Origin of the sequence: Sporosarcina sp. NCCP-2331 (assembly GCF_023707945.1) — a bacterium.
GTDB lineage: Bacteria > Bacillota > Bacilli > Bacillales_A > Planococcaceae > Sporosarcina > Sporosarcina cascadiensis.
Genome location: NZ_BRCD01000009.1, coordinates 59,570 through 74,373, shown reverse-complemented (window position 1 = coordinate 74,373; position 14,804 = coordinate 59,570). Strand labels below are relative to the sequence as shown.

The 14,804-nt window shown below is 43.4% G+C and carries 20 protein-coding genes; 7 read left to right on the top strand and 13 right to left on the bottom strand.

Going from position 1 to position 14,804, the window contains the following annotated elements; genetic code table 11:
* Nucleotides 1–129 precede the first annotated feature (129 nt).
* Together NCCP2331_RS07130 and NCCP2331_RS07125 are read right to left on the bottom strand one after the other, a co-directional pair.
* Nucleotides 130–942 (bottom strand): Cof-type HAD-IIB family hydrolase, encoded by an 813-nt coding sequence (locus NCCP2331_RS07130; RefSeq protein WP_251669617.1) that lies wholly within the window; start codon nucleotides 940–942, stop codon nucleotides 130–132.
* A 17-nt stretch (nucleotides 943–959) separates the two neighbouring features.
* The gene (locus tag NCCP2331_RS07125; protein WP_153722792.1) at nucleotides 960–1,670 is read right to left on the bottom strand and encodes an SDR family oxidoreductase; all 711 of its coding nucleotides are present in this window, start codon (nucleotides 1,668–1,670) and stop codon (nucleotides 960–962) included.
* Between the two features lie 108 nt (nucleotides 1,671–1,778).
* Between NCCP2331_RS07125 and NCCP2331_RS07120 the strand changes: the two genes are divergently transcribed.
* Nucleotides 1,779–2,528, top strand: a complete 750-nt coding sequence (locus NCCP2331_RS07120; protein WP_251669615.1) for an AAA family ATPase — start codon at nucleotides 1,779–1,781, stop codon at nucleotides 2,526–2,528.
* A gap of 49 nt (nucleotides 2,529–2,577) precedes the next feature.
* On the opposite strand, the gene NCCP2331_RS07115 is transcribed toward NCCP2331_RS07120, so the two are convergent.
* A complete protein-coding gene (locus NCCP2331_RS07115; protein WP_153722790.1) occupies nucleotides 2,578–2,733 on the bottom strand; it encodes a hypothetical protein in 156 nt (51 codons plus the stop codon).
* Nucleotides 2,734–2,862: 129 nt separating this feature from the next.
* On the opposite strand from NCCP2331_RS07115, the gene NCCP2331_RS07110 reads away from it, so the two are divergent.
* Nucleotides 2,863–3,060 (top strand): hypothetical protein, encoded by a 198-nt coding sequence (locus NCCP2331_RS07110; RefSeq protein WP_153722789.1) that lies wholly within the window; start codon nucleotides 2,863–2,865, stop codon nucleotides 3,058–3,060.
* Between the two features lie 196 nt (nucleotides 3,061–3,256).
* Here NCCP2331_RS07110 and NCCP2331_RS07105 read toward each other — a convergent pair whose 3' ends face one another.
* The 6 genes from NCCP2331_RS07105 to NCCP2331_RS07080 form a co-directional block, all read right to left on the bottom strand.
* Nucleotides 3,257–3,772 (bottom strand): YcxB family protein, encoded by a 516-nt coding sequence (locus NCCP2331_RS07105; protein ID WP_153722788.1) that lies wholly within the window; start codon nucleotides 3,770–3,772, stop codon nucleotides 3,257–3,259.
* Nucleotides 3,762–4,349, bottom strand: a complete 588-nt coding sequence (locus NCCP2331_RS07100) for a histidine phosphatase family protein (protein ID WP_251669613.1) — start codon at nucleotides 4,347–4,349, stop codon at nucleotides 3,762–3,764. The genes NCCP2331_RS07105 and NCCP2331_RS07100 overlap by 11 nt, the downstream gene beginning before the upstream one ends.
* 24 nt (nucleotides 4,350–4,373) lie before the next feature.
* Complete coding sequence (locus tag NCCP2331_RS07095; RefSeq protein WP_251669611.1) at nucleotides 4,374–5,546, bottom strand: MFS transporter; 1,173 nt, start codon at nucleotides 5,544–5,546, stop codon at nucleotides 4,374–4,376.
* Between the two features lie 97 nt (nucleotides 5,547–5,643).
* Nucleotides 5,644–6,309 (bottom strand): peptide-methionine (S)-S-oxide reductase MsrA, encoded by a 666-nt coding sequence (gene msrA, locus NCCP2331_RS07090; RefSeq protein ID WP_153722785.1) that lies wholly within the window; start codon nucleotides 6,307–6,309, stop codon nucleotides 5,644–5,646.
* Nucleotides 6,310–6,406: 97 nt separating this feature from the next.
* Nucleotides 6,407–6,964, bottom strand: a complete 558-nt coding sequence (locus NCCP2331_RS07085) for a GNAT family N-acetyltransferase (RefSeq protein ID WP_153722784.1) — start codon at nucleotides 6,962–6,964, stop codon at nucleotides 6,407–6,409.
* 20 nt (nucleotides 6,965–6,984) lie between these two features.
* Nucleotides 6,985–7,722, bottom strand: coding sequence for a cyclase family protein (locus NCCP2331_RS07080; protein ID WP_251669609.1), 738 nt, complete (start codon nucleotides 7,720–7,722; stop codon nucleotides 6,985–6,987).
* 207 nt (nucleotides 7,723–7,929) lie between these two features.
* On the opposite strand from NCCP2331_RS07080, the gene NCCP2331_RS07075 reads away from it, so the two are divergent.
* Genes NCCP2331_RS07075 through NCCP2331_RS07060 form a run of 4 tightly spaced genes read left to right on the top strand, consistent with a single transcriptional unit; the run spans nucleotide 7,930 to nucleotide 10,569 of the window.
* On the top strand, nucleotides 7,930–8,376 hold the full coding sequence (locus tag NCCP2331_RS07075) for a LytTR family DNA-binding domain-containing protein (RefSeq protein ID WP_251669608.1): 447 nt from the start codon (nucleotides 7,930–7,932) through the stop codon (nucleotides 8,374–8,376).
* A gap of 10 nt (nucleotides 8,377–8,386) precedes the next feature.
* Nucleotides 8,387–8,806 (top strand): hypothetical protein, encoded by a 420-nt coding sequence (locus NCCP2331_RS07070; RefSeq protein WP_251669605.1) that lies wholly within the window; start codon nucleotides 8,387–8,389, stop codon nucleotides 8,804–8,806.
* Nucleotides 8,799–9,737, top strand: a complete 939-nt coding sequence (locus NCCP2331_RS07065) for an ABC transporter ATP-binding protein (protein ID WP_251669603.1) — start codon at nucleotides 8,799–8,801, stop codon at nucleotides 9,735–9,737. Before NCCP2331_RS07070 ends, NCCP2331_RS07065 begins: the two co-directional genes overlap by 8 nt.
* Nucleotides 9,715–10,569, top strand: a complete 855-nt coding sequence (locus NCCP2331_RS07060) for an ABC transporter permease (protein ID WP_251669601.1) — start codon at nucleotides 9,715–9,717, stop codon at nucleotides 10,567–10,569. The genes NCCP2331_RS07065 and NCCP2331_RS07060 overlap by 23 nt, the downstream gene beginning before the upstream one ends.
* 23 nt (nucleotides 10,570–10,592) lie before the next feature.
* Here NCCP2331_RS07060 and NCCP2331_RS07055 read toward each other — a convergent pair whose 3' ends face one another.
* Nucleotides 10,593–11,231, bottom strand: a complete 639-nt coding sequence (locus NCCP2331_RS07055) for a pentapeptide repeat-containing protein (RefSeq protein ID WP_251669599.1) — start codon at nucleotides 11,229–11,231, stop codon at nucleotides 10,593–10,595.
* Nucleotides 11,232–11,309: 78 nt separating this feature from the next.
* Here NCCP2331_RS07055 and NCCP2331_RS07050 point away from each other — a divergent pair, with 78 nt between their 5' ends.
* Nucleotides 11,310–11,798 (top strand): DinB family protein, encoded by a 489-nt coding sequence (locus NCCP2331_RS07050; RefSeq protein ID WP_153722777.1) that lies wholly within the window; start codon nucleotides 11,310–11,312, stop codon nucleotides 11,796–11,798.
* 46 nt (nucleotides 11,799–11,844) lie between these two features.
* On the opposite strand, the gene ytvA is transcribed toward NCCP2331_RS07050, so the two are convergent.
* The 3 genes from ytvA to NCCP2331_RS07035 all read right to left on the bottom strand — a co-directional run bounded on the left by ytvA (nucleotide 11,845) and on the right by NCCP2331_RS07035 (nucleotide 14,789).
* Nucleotides 11,845–12,594, bottom strand: a complete 750-nt coding sequence (ytvA, locus tag NCCP2331_RS07045) for a YtvA family blue-light photoreceptor (RefSeq protein WP_153722776.1) — start codon at nucleotides 12,592–12,594, stop codon at nucleotides 11,845–11,847.
* Between the two features lie 198 nt (nucleotides 12,595–12,792).
* Nucleotides 12,793–13,725, bottom strand: a complete 933-nt coding sequence (locus NCCP2331_RS07040; RefSeq protein ID WP_153722775.1) for an ABC transporter ATP-binding protein — start codon at nucleotides 13,723–13,725, stop codon at nucleotides 12,793–12,795.
* Nucleotides 13,725–14,789, bottom strand: coding sequence for an ABC transporter ATP-binding protein (locus tag NCCP2331_RS07035; RefSeq protein WP_153722774.1), 1,065 nt, complete (start codon nucleotides 14,787–14,789; stop codon nucleotides 13,725–13,727). Before NCCP2331_RS07035 ends, NCCP2331_RS07040 begins: the two co-directional genes overlap by 1 nt.
* Nucleotides 14,790–14,804 lie beyond the last annotated feature (15 nt).

Genomic DNA, 14,804 nt, shown 5'->3' with positions numbered 1-14,804 from the left:
TATGCCAACCTACCGCCATATGTAGATTGAGTAATTGAATATTTCTTGAATTTGTATATCAACTAAACATACAGGGTGTTCACATAATTGTCAAGAATGAGATTTGCAGATTTTAATGAAGTATGTTACTTATTTCTTGCTTCTTTGCAGTGAAGGCACTTCATCCTCTTCCAGCAGACCAACTTTCATTAACCCTTTTAAGATCCCATCATCATCACAGGAATCAGTGATCAGATCAGCGACTTCCTTTAACTCAGAAATAGCGTTATCCATCGCAATCCCCGTGCCAACAGTCTCGATCATCTGCAAATCATTCAGTCCGTCTCCGAATGCATAGCTGTTTTCGATAGGGATATCCAAATGTTCCAGCATCTTTTGAATACCGATTGCTTTTGAAGCGCCCGCCGGCAACATATCTACTGACGTTTTATCCCATCTGATAAACGTATGGTCACCAAACAGCTTGATATACTCTTCCGTTTCTTCTTCGGGACAATAAAGTTGTACTTGATTGACATCCGAATCAATAAAGATTTTGCTGTCGACCGGTGGATAAGGAATCTTTAACCGAGCTGTACTATCCGTGATTAAAGGATGCTCTGATGCATTGGAAACGAATGTATCGAACGTCGAATACGTCAGTCCATGGCCTTTTTCATTCGCCATTTCCGTCAGTTTCACCATATCTTCCTGTTTCATAGGATTTGAGAAGATTTCATTTCCTTCACAGACTACATGCTGTCCGTTCATCGACACATATGAATCAAATGACAGTTCATCCAGCAGCCGTTCAAACATCAGCGGCGCACGCCCTGTGCAAATGGCCGTGTAAACTCCTTTATTCTGCAATGCTTTTAAGGCATGCTTCGTTGACTCCAATACTTTTTTGTCGCGAGTAAATAATGTACCATCCAAATCAAAGAACACAATTTTCTTTTCCAATGAACAGATCTCCTTCCTTAAACAGGCCTCACAGTAATTTCATTCACATTCACATAGTCGGGCTGTGTCACTGCGTATACGACCGCTTTGGCAATATCTTCCGCTTCCAATTTCTTTCTGTCTGAAACGCCTGAACTTAAACGGGTATCCACCATTCCCGGTGATATATTTGTGACACGCACGCCCGTCCGAGCAAGTTCTTTTTCCAACCCAGTCGAAATAGCACGTACAGCGAATTTAGTGGCACTGTAGACTGTACTCTTCTTCGTCGCTTCAAACCCGGACACAGAGGCAATATTAATAATATGACCGCTGGCACGTTCTGTCATGCCCGGAAGTACAGCGTCTATTCCGTACAGTACTCCTTTAATATTAACGTCTATCATGCGCTCCCACTGTTCCACTTCTCTGTCGCGTACAGAAGCTGACAGCATCTGACCTGCATTATTGACGTATATATCAACTGCACCGAATTCCTCTTCAGCACGGTTCACTAATGATCTCACTTCAGCTTCACAGGCAACATCGGTTACTGCAGCAAGTGCTTTTCCGTTACCGTTGCTTTTGATTGCCTGCATAACTTCCTCAAGCTTTTCTGCACGGCGGGCTGCTAAGACAACATTTGCTCCTTCACTCGCCAATTCTTTTGCGATGGCAGCTCCAATTCCGCTGCTCGCCCCCGTGACAATTGCAGTCTTTCCTGCTAATAAATAATTATTTTCTTCCATTTCAACCCGCTCCCTTTCACATGTTACAATTAGTCTAACAATTTACGGGACAATGTGCTGTGAAGTTGCTTATCAGCTGAAACCGAATCATCAAAAGGAGTGAAATGCATGCTGAATAAACAATTTTTGAAAGGTATGCGCTTAAAACGTGCGTCCGTTCCTTCATTTGATGTGTACCCGTTTGACTTGCCCAGTATACGGACACTGGATGAGTTGGATTTCCATCCAAAAGTGACGTTCTTTGTCGGTGAAAACGGTATGGGGAAGTCAACACTGCTGGAAGGTGCGGCCGTCGCTGCTGGATTTAATCCGGAAGGCGGTTCTTTGAACTTTAATTTTTCCACCTATGATTCGCATTCTGTGCTCGAGGAATATATTACGATGATCAAAGGAGTAAGCCGGCCGACTGACGGGTTTTTCCTGCGTGCCGAGACTTTCTATAACTTGGCGACAACAATCGAGGAGCTGGACAGTGCGCCCGGACCAAGTCCGCGAATTATTGACGGCTTCGGCGGCGTATCTTTGCATGAACAATCCCATGGGGAATCTTTTTGGGCAACTTTCGTTCACCGGTTCAGAGGGAACGGAGTCTACTTATTGGATGAGCCCGAGGCTGCGCTCTCACCAATGCGCCAGCTTGCCATGCTGAGCCGCATTCATGATTTGGCAAGTGAAGGCTCCCAATTCATTATCGCTACACATTCGCCGATTTTATTGGCTTATCCAGAAGCAAAAATTGTTGAATTTACGGAGGCAGGTGCGCAAATCACCACCTTGGAAGAAACGAGTCATTATCAAATCATGAAACAGTTTTTTGATGATAAAGACCGGATGCTGCATCATTTATTCAATGAATAAGCAATGTAAAAAAAGCGATTATTTCCGGGGAAATAATCGCTTTTTGTCTTTATTCCTTATTTTGCTTCTTTACTTCTTCCCTGGCTTCTTTCTTTATCTCATCTACTTGTTTTTCTGCTTCTCTTGCCGCATCATTTGCTACTTCAGACGGCATTTTATCCTTCTCATTTTGATTTCCTGATTGGTCCGCATAGCTTTTTGTCATTAGTTGCACTCCTGTCTGTTATTTTGTGTGTATTATTCCCTAAGTAAGAATATTAAAACCTTGCTCATGAAAAATCATTTAGTTTTTCATGCTACAATAAGGGGACAAAATAAGAGAGGTGGAGTCGCATTGCCGAAGAAATTAGCTATCTATTTAGTCATGCTGGCAGTCGGTTTTACATTTTTGATTCTAGCAATCATGCTGGACCTTCCTGATATAGTGAAGTGGCTGTTTTTAGGGATTGCAGTAATTTTAAATGTCACCAGCGCAATTGCCGCAATGAGGATCGGCTTACGTGAAATGAAACCAGACATAAACAAACGATAAATGGTATCCTGACGACTCATGTGATTTCCCGGGCTCACTAAGACAAATACACGACTCATTGAGTGCTTGTTACGGAATGTTTTCAAGACGTTAAAGCAACGCAATCAAGAAGACCGCCGTTTCAACTGTAAAATTGTTTATTTGCAAGAATTATTGCAGTATTTCATTCTTAAAATATCGCCGTTTGGGGAAATAATCAGTTTTTCTCCAAACGTTTCTCTATGTATGATTTCAAACCTTCAACAGAATACAGGTCACGTTTAGGTAAAATATAGGCACTGACAGTACTCGTGTACATATAAATGTAATCAGCGTCTTCAATTAATCGCTTTACACCAGGCCATTGAATGTTCGTTTCACCAACGGACGTGGTGTCTCTTACTCCCGCTTTATTCAGCTTCATCTTGTGCTCACCAACTAATCCGTCGTTCTTCCCTTCCTTCAGCATCTTTCTTACCTGCCTTGTTATATGGAAGTAGAAATACTTCGGATATAAAATTACCCATGCAATTGCTGTCACTGCAAACGTTGCAAACAACGGCCCCTTTGCCATATCTGTAAATAACGACAGGAAATAAGCAAACAATAAAAAGATCAAGGGGGAAATATACCGCTGCCACTGCAATGAATTTTTTCCGACTTTGGTATTTTTCACATGATATAAATTAAAAGCAACTACATCTTCTTCCGTCAATTCATACTCAATCTCCATTAGCTCCTCCCGTTAAATGCGCTGTACAATTCAGCAGCGTACATGTTTTATTTTCCACTTCTATTACAGTCAGCGATGTATTTTCAATCGTCACTGCATATTGTTCATCTTCCAATAACACCGCAATCATTCGCTTAATAAAACTGCCGTGACTTACAACAAGAATTCTTTTATCTGGATTGATGTTGGTCTGTTCTTCGACAAAGTCAAGCCCTCTGGCAATCACGCTCTCTGCAGACTCAAACTGCATATCAAGCCCACGCCAGCCGGGTCCCCACTTCTGCACACGTTCTTGTTCTGTGGTTCCTTCAATGAGCCCGCTGCTTCTTTCCCGCACGCGGCTATCTTCTTCGACTGACACATCCGGCATTCGAGAGGCAATCAATTTTGCTGTATGTTTTGCACGATTCATCGGACTTGTGAAAATCATATCCCACTGCTGATCTGCCAGACGATTCGCCAGTTTTTCTGCCGACTCTATACCTTCCTCATTTAATGGAACGTTTGAGCTTCCCTGCACCCTTCCTTCCTTATTCCAAGCTGTCTGTCCATGCCGTATGAATCCAATTGTCGTCACTTATCATCACTCCTGAGTTGTCTCTTAAATATTCGGGTTGTAGGCAGGTGTCCGTTTAATCCATAAATAATTCAATCCGACACCGATCAGCAGGACAAATGCCCCGAAATAAAATGGATAGTCGACATCCACGTCAAACAGCGCTCCGCCAATTACCGGTCCGAACACATTTCCGATACTGGTGAACATTGAATTCATCCCGCCGACAAACCCTTGTTCATTTCCTGCAATTTTCGATAAGTAGGAGGTAGCAGCAGGGCGAATTAAATCAAAGCCTACAAAGATAATGATTGTCACGGCGAGAACTGCAAAATAACTTTGCACAAAGGTTGTGATGAAAACCAAGGCTGCTGAAAAAACGAGACAGAAGAAGATCAGTCGTTTCTCTCCTATCAATCTCGCCAGTTTATCAAACAGCAAAACTTGTGCAAGTGCCCCCACGAGCCCGCCGCCTGTGATTATAATCGCTATATCTTTAGGCGTGAAACCGAATTTATGATCTACAAACAAGCTGAAGATTGATTCGAATGAAGCCAGACCAAAAGACAGGATTAATATGATGACGAATACAATAAAATAACGGCGTGCAAATATCCGCTTGATCCCCGGCTTCTCTTCATCCTCCGCTACAGCCTCTTGATACCGTGCAGGCTCCCGCAGCATCAGCAGCGAAAAAATTGCAGCGAACAGTGCAAGTCCTCCTGCGAAAAAGAATGGCACCCTGGTGCCAAAGTCCGCTAGAAACCCTCCGATACCCGGTCCGATAATAAACCCGGTAGAAATGGCTGCCGACATAAAACCAAGCGCCTTCGACCGCGTCTCCATTGTCGTGATGTCGGCAATGAAAGCCGTGACTGCGGGCATGATAAAAGCAGCACTGATGCCTCCCAGAATTCGCGACACGAACAACACAGGCAGCGTCTGTCCAATTCCAAACAAAAACTCTGATGCACTAAAAATTATCAAGCCGATGACAATCATCTTTTTCCGTCCGACTGTATCGACCCAGCGCCCTGAAACAGGTGAGACAAGCAGCTGAGCCATCGCAAAAATCGCGACCATATATCCGACTACCTTACCTGATATATGCAATTCATTCATTAGCGTAGGCATTACTGGAATTACCAGACCGATCCCTAAAAACGCGATCAGTAAATTCGTCAGCAGCAGTCCCAGCGTGATAGATTCCTTTTTCATAATACTCTCTCCTACGTCCAATCTAGGTTGATATTTGAACATCATAGCAAGCAGTTCGGGAAGTTACAAGAAGAAAAAGTGCAAATTCAAACTTATCTTACCACTTCAGCTGAAGAAACTGCCGAATCAAATGTCCACGCGATTCTTCAGTGATTTTCCACTGTTTTATTTCGTTCATTATCTGTTCTTTCGTGCCATACCCTTTGACAAATCCATTCAGTCTTGCAGCGAATATTGAATCAGTTAATCGGGAAGCTGCCGGATATATTTCAGCCAATTGATCGAGCACGCCCGGATAGCGCTTCAGATAATATTTCTGATGACGCTCTTCCGCTAAATAAAACCGGTCCAGCTTCGTAACTTCAGTTTCAATCGGGTCCCCAAGCTTTGCCTCCATGACTTTCTTCACCTGATCAATGACTTCCAGCTGCTGCTCATTATGGTAGCGCAATGAAGATAAATATTGACGTCCTTTATATTCGTCCCGGTTCGGATAATGATGGCGCCAAAAATACATCAGTACTTCTTCAAATGAAATGATATCCGGATCAAAATCAATTTCCACTGTTTCGGTATGATCACCTAACGTCCGGTATGTTGGAGACGGGGTTGTACCTCCTGTATAACCGGTTCTTGTCCGAAAAACACCCGGTAAACTGCCAAACAAGGACTCAGGGCCCCAAAAGCAGCCCATTCCAAATGTTGCGGTTTCCAGGCGATGTTTTGCTGTCAATTCTTTCTCGATTTCTTGAGCAGTAAGCATACTCCTGCACTCCCATCCAAAACGTTTCGCTGCAGCCTAATTTAACATGCAAAAACGGTATCCTTAGTTACAGGATACCGCAATAATTACTTCCTATCTATTCTGCTGTTTTACGTTGCTGCCAATCCTCTGCAAGCATGCTGTAGAGGATCAGATCATGAAAGTGATCATAGAGAAATTCACCGTCACGAATGACTCCTTCTTCCATGAATCCCAGTCTCTCTGGAATCGCTCTGCTCTTTTCATTGTCTGTGCCGCACTTGATTTCTACACGGTGACAATCGTATTCTTCGAATGCATAATCCAATAGTGCCCTGACGACTGCAGTCATGATCCCTTTGCCTTGATATGTTTCTGCAAGCCAGTACCCGATACTCGTCTGCCGGTTCGCATAATTCACTGAATGGAAACCAGCCATTCCTGCAAGTTTTCCATTATATAAAATACCCGCCTGAAAACCATCCTCTTCGGCAAATTGCTGAAGCCAGGCTTCAATAATCGGGCCATACTGTTCTGAATCAGTCATGGAGTCCACCCACGGCAGCCATTCCCGCAAGTTTTCTCTCGACGCGTTTACCAGTGCAAATAATTCTTCAGCATCTTTATGCACTAATAACTTCAATGAAATCTCTTCTGTTACTTGATGTGTGAACATACCGCATCCTCCTTTTCCCTTTACGGTAAGATCGCGAATGACCGTACCGGAAAGCCAGACGCTTTTTCAGGCTTCGGCATAATGTTAAAGATGACTGCTCCTTTAGCAGGCAGCTGATCTAAATTCGTCATTAATTCGACCTGGTATGTATCTTGCTCCAGTACATAGTATTCTCCGCGAAGTGCCTGGTGTTTTTGAAAATCTGCAGCAGAATCCGTATCGAATGTTTCATGTCCGACTGCCCGGATTTTACGTTCATTAAATAGGAATTCCAGTGCTTCCAAGCCCCAGCCGGGTATCCGGTTATTTCCTTCTGCATCTTTATTGCAAAACTTTTCATTATCCGGCCAGCGTTTGCTCCAATCCGTGCGCAAAGCGACGAATGTATCTGCTTCTATGCGTCCGTGCCGCTCCTCAAATGATTTGATATGCTCGATGTTCACTGTGAAATCATGATCATTCTCCGCTTCTTTTGAGAAATCCATGACGACTAGCGGCAATACTAATTCTTTCAGTTCGAGTTCATCCAGAAAACGCGTATCTCGCACAAAATGGATGGGTGCATCTATATGTGTTCCATACTGACCTGCGAATTTAAAGCTCTGCGCGAAGAATCCATCGTCATGATTAAATAACGTTGTAAATTCCGCTGCATCAAAGGCAGAAAAATGTGGTGACTCCGGGCCAAATGTATGTGTCAAATCCACCCATTGTTTCTGTTTCAGAAGCTGAATCGCCTGTTGAAGTTCATTTGTCATGTTCGTTTCCTCCTATGTATCTTCCATTATACTAATGTTACGTTTGATGGAATAGAAAGTCAATATAGATTAATTAGAACAATTCAACAATAAAAATATAAATTTTGCCTTGTATGCAAGTTACCCGTGTCAAAATGCAGGACACCCGGATTGTATTGTTCTTCATCATAGGAAATGATACGATTCTTCAAAGATTAAAACATCGAGGTGATTAAGATTAGGCTGAAAGTAAATGAATCAAACGATTTTACGGATATCGAAATAATCATTAATTGCCCTGAAGAAGATGAACGCGTGTCGCCCTTGGTCCAGCAGATTAACCAAATGATGCACTCTATTTATGGAAAGAAGGATGGTGTCACTTATCCGTTGGTTTCTGATCAGCTGCTTTATATGGAGTCAGTGAATGATACAGTTTTTCTTTATACAGATGATGACGTCTTTGAGAGCAGCAAGAAATTATATGAACTTGAAGAGCAGCTGAAAGAAATGAGATTTATGAGAATCAGTAAAAACTTTATCGTTAATATAGCAAAGATTGAGAGTGTAAAAGCTTTGCTCAACGGCCGGTTCGAAGCCTACCTAATAAACGGTGAAAAAGCTATTATAAATCGGCATTATGTAAAATCTTTTCGAAAACATTTTTTAGGATGAGGTGGCATGAATGAACCGCATAATAATCTATCTGGGCGCAGCATGTTTCGCCTTTACTTTCAGCTCGCTGTTTTATTTTCTGTTCAGGCTGCTCGGCATCTTCCCGCCACTGACAGAGGAAACCGCCAGCTATTTATTCATCAATTCCTGTCTTATTACTTTGCTGATCTTCCTGTCCCATAAACTCCCCGTCGATCAGCCGTTGGTTGTTCATTTGATTGAACTGATCTGTGTTCTTGCGGTACTGATACTTGCCGGTGCGATTTTTCATATGTATCCTTTCACAGCTTTTTATGTTGGAACTGTTGCGCTGTGCGGGATATTTGCCTACTCATTTGTCATCCTGATGATCTATATGAATAACAAAATGGCTGAAAAAGCAATTAACCAGGCAATCGCCAGTCAAAGACGGAGGGATTCGAATGTCTAAAATTATTGAAGTGCATCGCTTATACAAATCGTACGGCGCTGTGGATGCAGTGAAAGATGTCAGTTTTTTTGTGGAGGAAGGCAGCCTGTTCTCTTTTCTCGGCACCAACGGGGCAGGCAAGTCTACCACCATCTCTATCTTGCTGACTCTTTTGAAACACGATGCTGGAGAAGTGAAGATCAACGGCTTGCTGGTCGGAAAGGAGGACGAAGCGATACGTAATGAAATTGGCATTGTGTTTCAGCAAAGTCTGTTAGACCCTTTACTGACAGTCCAGGAGAATTTAGACTGCCGTGCCCGTTTGTATAAGATGAATAAAATGGAAAGGCATGAAGCCATCGTCCGTGCTGCTGAAACTGTCGATATCTTTTCGCTTATGAAACGGCGCTATGGGAAGTTATCTGGAGGACAGAAGCGAAGGGTCGATATTGCAAGAGCCCTGCTGCATCAGCCAAAAATTCTGCTGCTGGATGAGCCGACGACAGGTCTTGATCCGCAGAATCGTAAGCAGATATGGAATACGATCCTGAATTTGCAGCGAGAGACCAATATGACAGTCTTTTTAACTACACATTATATTGAAGAAGCAGCTAACTCAAATTTTGTGGTCGTCATGAAAGAAGGAGAAATTATAGCGAAAGGAACACCTAACCAATTGAAAGCACAGTACTCAGTCGATCGATTAATGATCACGGCAAAAGATCATGCGCAATTCCGCAGACAGTTACAGGCAGACCGGCAAGTCTTTAGTGATGATCACGGTGCTTTCCTGATTCAACTGGAAAGAACAACGGAAGCAATTGCTTTATTAGCAAAATATGAGCAGCTGATTGCTTCATTTGAAGTGCAGCAGTCCAGTCTGGATGATGTGTTTATTCAAATCCATAACGGAAAGGATGGAACGGAAAATGATGATTTTTGCGAAGCGTAATTTACTGCTATATTTTCGCGATAAAAGTGCGTTATTCTTTTCCCTGCTTGCCGTCATCATTCTTGTCGTGCTGTACGGAACATTTCTCGGTAACTTAATCGCAGACGGACTTCCCGATTTCCCTGCTAAAAAGTGGCTGCTGCTGTCATGGATTTTCGCCGGAATTTTAGCTGTCACTTCCGTTACTACAACATTGGGTGCCCTCGGGGTTATGGTAGAAGATCGCGCTACAGACGCCTATCTGGACTTCTATGCTTCTCCAATTAAAAGGTCATCACTTTTCGGCGGCTATGTCATGAGTTCTATTGTTATCGGTTTCTTCATGTCTCTGCTCGTTCTTTTCATTGCAAATATCGTCTTTTTTCTAAATGGGGAAGAAATGCTGACCATATTTCAATTTGTTCAGGTAATTGGAGTGATCAGTTTATCGGTGATTACAAGCAGTTCCATGATCTTACTGCTCGTCTCTTTTTTCAGAACGGTTACAGCTTTCGCTGCAGCCAGTACGGTAATTGGAACACTGCTTGGATTTCTTGCAGGTATCTATATTCCCATCGGACATCTCCCGGCATACTTACAAACCATCATTACGTTATTCCCCACATCCCATTCAGCTGCGTTATTCCGGCAAATTCTAATGGAGCAGCCAATAGCTGAAGCATTCGCCGGAGCATCAGTGTCCGCCAAGCAAGAATTTCTATTAGACATGGGGGTATTTTATGAAATAAGCGGCTCCCTTACTTCATCGCTGTTCAGTATTCTCTATTTAGCAGCCGTTGCCATCATATTTTCTATACTTGCAGCGGTTGCCATGAAACAGAATAAGTCTTAACTGGACAGCTTAAAGCCGTCCAGTCATTCATCCCGGATATCCAGCCCAATCATCGCTGCAAATTGCACAGCCTGCGGTACGGAGACGATGCAGCCTTCCAAGTCCTTCATTGATACAGTCATGCTTTCAAATTCAGACGTTCTGATTTCTACTTTCTTTAATGGTGTACTGTCAAAACTGGCCTGATCCAGATTACAGCCCGCGAACTTTGTATTTTTTAATTTACAATCAAAAAAGTCCACGTCTTTCAGCTGACACTTCTCGAACAATACACGCTCCCACTTTGCATGAACAAAAGCACACAGATTTCCGATGCATTCTTGAAATGATACATCCGTGAAACGTGAATCGGTAAAGTTCACGCCCAGCATCTTGCAATTACGAAAGCTGGCCCTGTGAATGCTGACGCCACTTAAATCTGCATTTGAAAAATCACAATTCTCGAAACGCACGTCCGTTATGAACAGATCGGGAAGAGACGCATGCTGGAAACTGCAATTTCTTACGATGATATTTGTTAATTGAACACGTTCCAGTGTCTCACCATCCAAACTTGAATCGATAATAATACGATTTTGCAAAAATGGATCTTCCTCACTCCAAAGGTCCTGCCACGTTGCCGGTGTTAATTGTTCTGAAACTTTCGGTGAATGAATTTTCATATTTACTCCGCCTTCCTGATAGTCCAAAGAAGTATTTTCACATACTAAATGGTATCCTTTTTTAAAGGAGTGATATAGATGAATATCAATGATCGAGCACGAGAAGAGTTATACAAACAAGTCAATGAGCTATCCGATGAGCAAATCAATCAAAAGCCCGCAGAAGACAGATGGTCCATCAAACAGCTGCTGCAGCACCTCTACCTGATGGAAGGCGCAGTGACCAAGACAATTCAATCACAGCTCGCTTCAGACAAACAAAACTTGGCTCAAGATAAACCTATTGAACTGACCGTCAACCGTTCCACTAAAGTGGAGGCACCGGATTTTGCAGTGCCCACTGAAGATTTTGCAACGCTTGAGGAATTAAAGGCCAAATTATCGGCCACCCACGAAGCGCTGCGTCATTTGTCTGAGAGTACACCGGAAGAACAGCTCGAGGTTAAGTCTTATCCGCATCCTGTATTCGGCGAGATGAATCTCAAACAGTGGATTCCATTTGTAGGCTACCATGAATTACGGCATATTGAACAGCTTAAAGAAGTAAAAGCACAGCTTCATATGTAAAAAGAGCCTTCAGCGCAGCGTTACAAGTTTGCGCTGAAGGCTTATTTTACTTTCCGTTCTTAACCCGAATATAGTAAATAGCTTGCTGAATGCTGGAGAATGTCTTGATAACCTGGCTTGGATTTTTATTCATCGCAAGATTGCGGGCAAGTTTTGGTGAGACTCCTGTTATATAGAGACAGCTTCCCATCAGTTCCAATATTTGCTGAATCTCCAGTAAACGATCAATCGGTGTCCCTTCCTGCCAATCCAGCCCTGTAATATCCAGCATCATATGATCCACTTCATTTACATGGACAAACCCACTCAGCTTCTCAATCAATAAGCTGAATCGTTCTTCATTCATCTGGCCAACAAGCGAAACCGCAGCCAGTTTATCATCAATCATCATGATCGGCAGCATCAGCCGTTCAATTTCAGTATCTTTACACTGGAGCTCTTCTATCTGTCTGTACTGAACAGAAACATCTGTCTGTGTTCCGATAAAATAGCGTGCTCCTTCTATCATAACTGGACGAATGCTCAATCTGTTCCAAAAAAGTGTACCGTTCTTTTTATAGTTTTTCACTACTAATGTGATAGGTACTCTTTCTGCGATCGCTTTTCTAATCTTCATGACAGACGAATGATCTGTCTCCTCTCCCTGAAGGAAACGACAGTTGCGTCCAAGCGCTTCTTCCTGAGTATATCCCGTCATATTCTCAAATGTACGGTTAGTGAAAATGATAGGGTTATCTGTCTGTGCAGGATCGGTTACTATCGCAGAAACCCTGCTGCCGTCAAGCATTTCCTGCATTAATTGTCTCTGTACTGAATCTGATAAATTTCTGATATAGATCACGCCCTCACTTAAGGTTACAATCTTTCATTTATCCTAGCATAGTTCACTATGTTTTGTATAATAAATTTGAATAGTTCGTAATTTAGCGAGACAGCAGTCAAAAATAGATTAATGAGAAAAAGCCCTCATTTGCAGAGGGCTTCTATTTTATATTCAGACGCGTGCTGCCTGCATTGCCACGAACTCTTTTTCTGAACACAGCACAAAATGTTCAGGTGCGATCTCGCGGAATTCGACTTTTTCATCCGGACCATATTGATGATCTTTTGGATTATATGGATGCCGTACACGAGAACGTTCATAGATCGGGTCAGGAAGCGGAATTGCGGACAGCAGGGATTTTGTATAGGCATGCATCGGATTCCGATACAATTCATCTGCCGGGGCCATTTCCACCAACTTCCCGAAATACATCACGCCGATTCGGTCAGAGATATACTTGACCATCGATAAATCGTGGGCAATAAATAAATAGGTCAAGCCTTTTTCTTCCTGAAGTTCTTTCAGCAAGTTGACAACTTGCGCTTGTATCGACACGTCCAGGGCAGAGATTGGTTCATCCGCAATGATGAATTCAGGATCTACCGCTAACGCACGTGCAATACCGATACGCTGACGCTGACCGCCTGAAAATTCGTGCGGATAGCGTTCTGCGTGTTCACGATTCAATCCGACTGTCTGGAGCAGTTCGATGACACGTTCCCTGCGCTCTTTCTTCGATTTCACCAGACCGTGAATATCAAGCCCTTCCGCAATAATATCCATTACTTTCATACGCGGATTCAGTGAAGCATAAGGGTCTTGGAATATCATCTGCATTTTACGGTTCAACGCATGAGTTTCCTTCTGGCTCTTTGGTGCATGAACATCCACACCGTCATATAGAACCTGGCCTGCCGTCGCATCGTACAGACGGATCATCGTCCGGCCTGTAGTAGACTTGCCGCAACCCGATTCACCAACGAGACCGAATGTTTCACCGCGCTTAATGGAGAAGCTGATATCATCAATCGCTTTGACTTCTGAAGCCTTGCCAGCGTTAAAATACTGTTTAAGATTTTTCACTTCAATTAAATGGTCTGTCATCACACATTCCCTCCTGTCTGATCGACATAATAGCGGCTGCCCGGGAAAGTTTTCATCCGTTCGATAATAACCGCCGGCGGTTCGACTTGCGGTGCCTGAGGATGCAGCAGCCATGTCGCCGCATAATGCGTGTCACTTACCCGGAAGAATGGCGGCTGGCGTTCCATATCAATCTTCATCGCATACTCGCTGCGCAATGCGAACGCGTCCCCTGCCGGCGGATTCAGCAGATCAGGCGGAGTACCCGGGATCGCATACAGCTTCTGATCCGCCAGATCCATAGACGGCATCGAGCTGAGCAAGCCCCATGTATACGGGTGCTGCGGATTATAGAAGATTTCATCCACCGTTCCGATTTCTACGATTTTTCCGCCATACATGACAGCTACACGGTCAGCAACGTTTGCCACTACCCCGAGGTCATGTGTGATGAAGATAATACTTGTGTCAATTTTCTTCTGGATTTCTTTCATTAGTTCCAAAATTTGTGCTTGTATCGTTACGTCTAGTGCAGTCGTAGGCTCATCTGCGATCAAGATTTTCGGATTGCAGGCAAGAGCGATTGCAATAACGATCCGCTGACGCTGACCGCCCGAGAACTGGTGCGGATACATTTTATAACGGCTTTCCGCGTTCGGTATGCCCACCAGATTTAGCAGATTGATCGCTTGTTCACGAGCCTGCGATTTATTCATATTCTGATGTTTAAGGATCGGCTCCATGATCTGCTTGCCGATCGTCATCGTCGGATTCAGTGAAGTCATCGGATCCTGGAAAATCATCGAAATATCTTTTCCACGTATTTTCTGCATCGCCTTCTCGGAAACTTTCGTTAAGTCTTTTCCTTCAAACAGAATTTCCCCATTTTTATATTCAGCACTGTGCGCGGGAAGCAAACGCATAATGGATTTCGTCGTTACGGATTTCCCTGAACCCGACTCTCCCACGATGGCGAGTGTTTCCCCTTTATTCAAATCAAAATTCACGCCGCGGATCGCTTTCACTTCTCCTCCGAAAGTATGGAAGGAAAGCTCGAGGTCTTTCACTTGTAAAATCTTTGTCAACTTGCTCTCCTCCTC

Bases quoted from the DNA above. Each gene is read 5' to 3' on its own strand.
- NCCP2331_RS07120 (WP_251669615.1), top strand. From the start codon at position 1,779: ATGCTGAATAAACAATTTTTGAAAGGTATGCGCTTAAAACGTGCGTCC.
- msrA (WP_153722785.1), bottom strand. From the start codon at position 6,309: ATGCTTACTGCTCAAGAAATCGAGAAAGAATTGACAGCAAAACATCGC.
- ytvA (WP_153722776.1), bottom strand. From the start codon at position 12,594: ATGCAGGAAATGCTTGACGGCAGCAGGGTTTCTGCGATAGTAACCGAT.
- NCCP2331_RS07125 (WP_153722792.1), bottom strand. From the start codon at position 1,670: ATGGAAGAAAATAATTATTTATTAGCAGGAAAGACTGCAATTGTCACG.
- NCCP2331_RS07065 (WP_251669603.1), top strand. From the start codon at position 8,799: ATGTCTAAAATTATTGAAGTGCATCGCTTATACAAATCGTACGGCGCT.
- NCCP2331_RS07095 (WP_251669611.1), bottom strand. From the start codon at position 5,546: ATGAAAAAGGAATCTATCACGCTGGGACTGCTGCTGACGAATTTACTG.
- NCCP2331_RS07115 (WP_153722790.1), bottom strand. From the start codon at position 2,733: ATGACAAAAAGCTATGCGGACCAATCAGGAAATCAAAATGAGAAGGAT.
- NCCP2331_RS07050 (WP_153722777.1), top strand. From the start codon at position 11,310: ATGAATATCAATGATCGAGCACGAGAAGAGTTATACAAACAAGTCAAT.
- NCCP2331_RS07040 (WP_153722775.1), bottom strand. From the start codon at position 13,725: ATGACAGACCATTTAATTGAAGTGAAAAATCTTAAACAGTATTTTAAC.
- NCCP2331_RS07055 (WP_251669599.1), bottom strand. From the start codon at position 11,231: ATGAAAATTCATTCACCGAAAGTTTCAGAACAATTAACACCGGCAACG.
- NCCP2331_RS07105 (WP_153722788.1), bottom strand. From the start codon at position 3,772: ATGGAGATTGAGTATGAATTGACGGAAGAAGATGTAGTTGCTTTTAAT.
- NCCP2331_RS07070 (WP_251669605.1), top strand. From the start codon at position 8,387: ATGAACCGCATAATAATCTATCTGGGCGCAGCATGTTTCGCCTTTACT.
- NCCP2331_RS07085 (WP_153722784.1), bottom strand. From the start codon at position 6,964: ATGTTCACACATCAAGTAACAGAAGAGATTTCATTGAAGTTATTAGTG.
- NCCP2331_RS07060 (WP_251669601.1), top strand. From the start codon at position 9,715: ATGATGATTTTTGCGAAGCGTAATTTACTGCTATATTTTCGCGATAAA.
- NCCP2331_RS07080 (WP_251669609.1), bottom strand. From the start codon at position 7,722: ATGACAAATGAACTTCAACAGGCGATTCAGCTTCTGAAACAGAAACAA.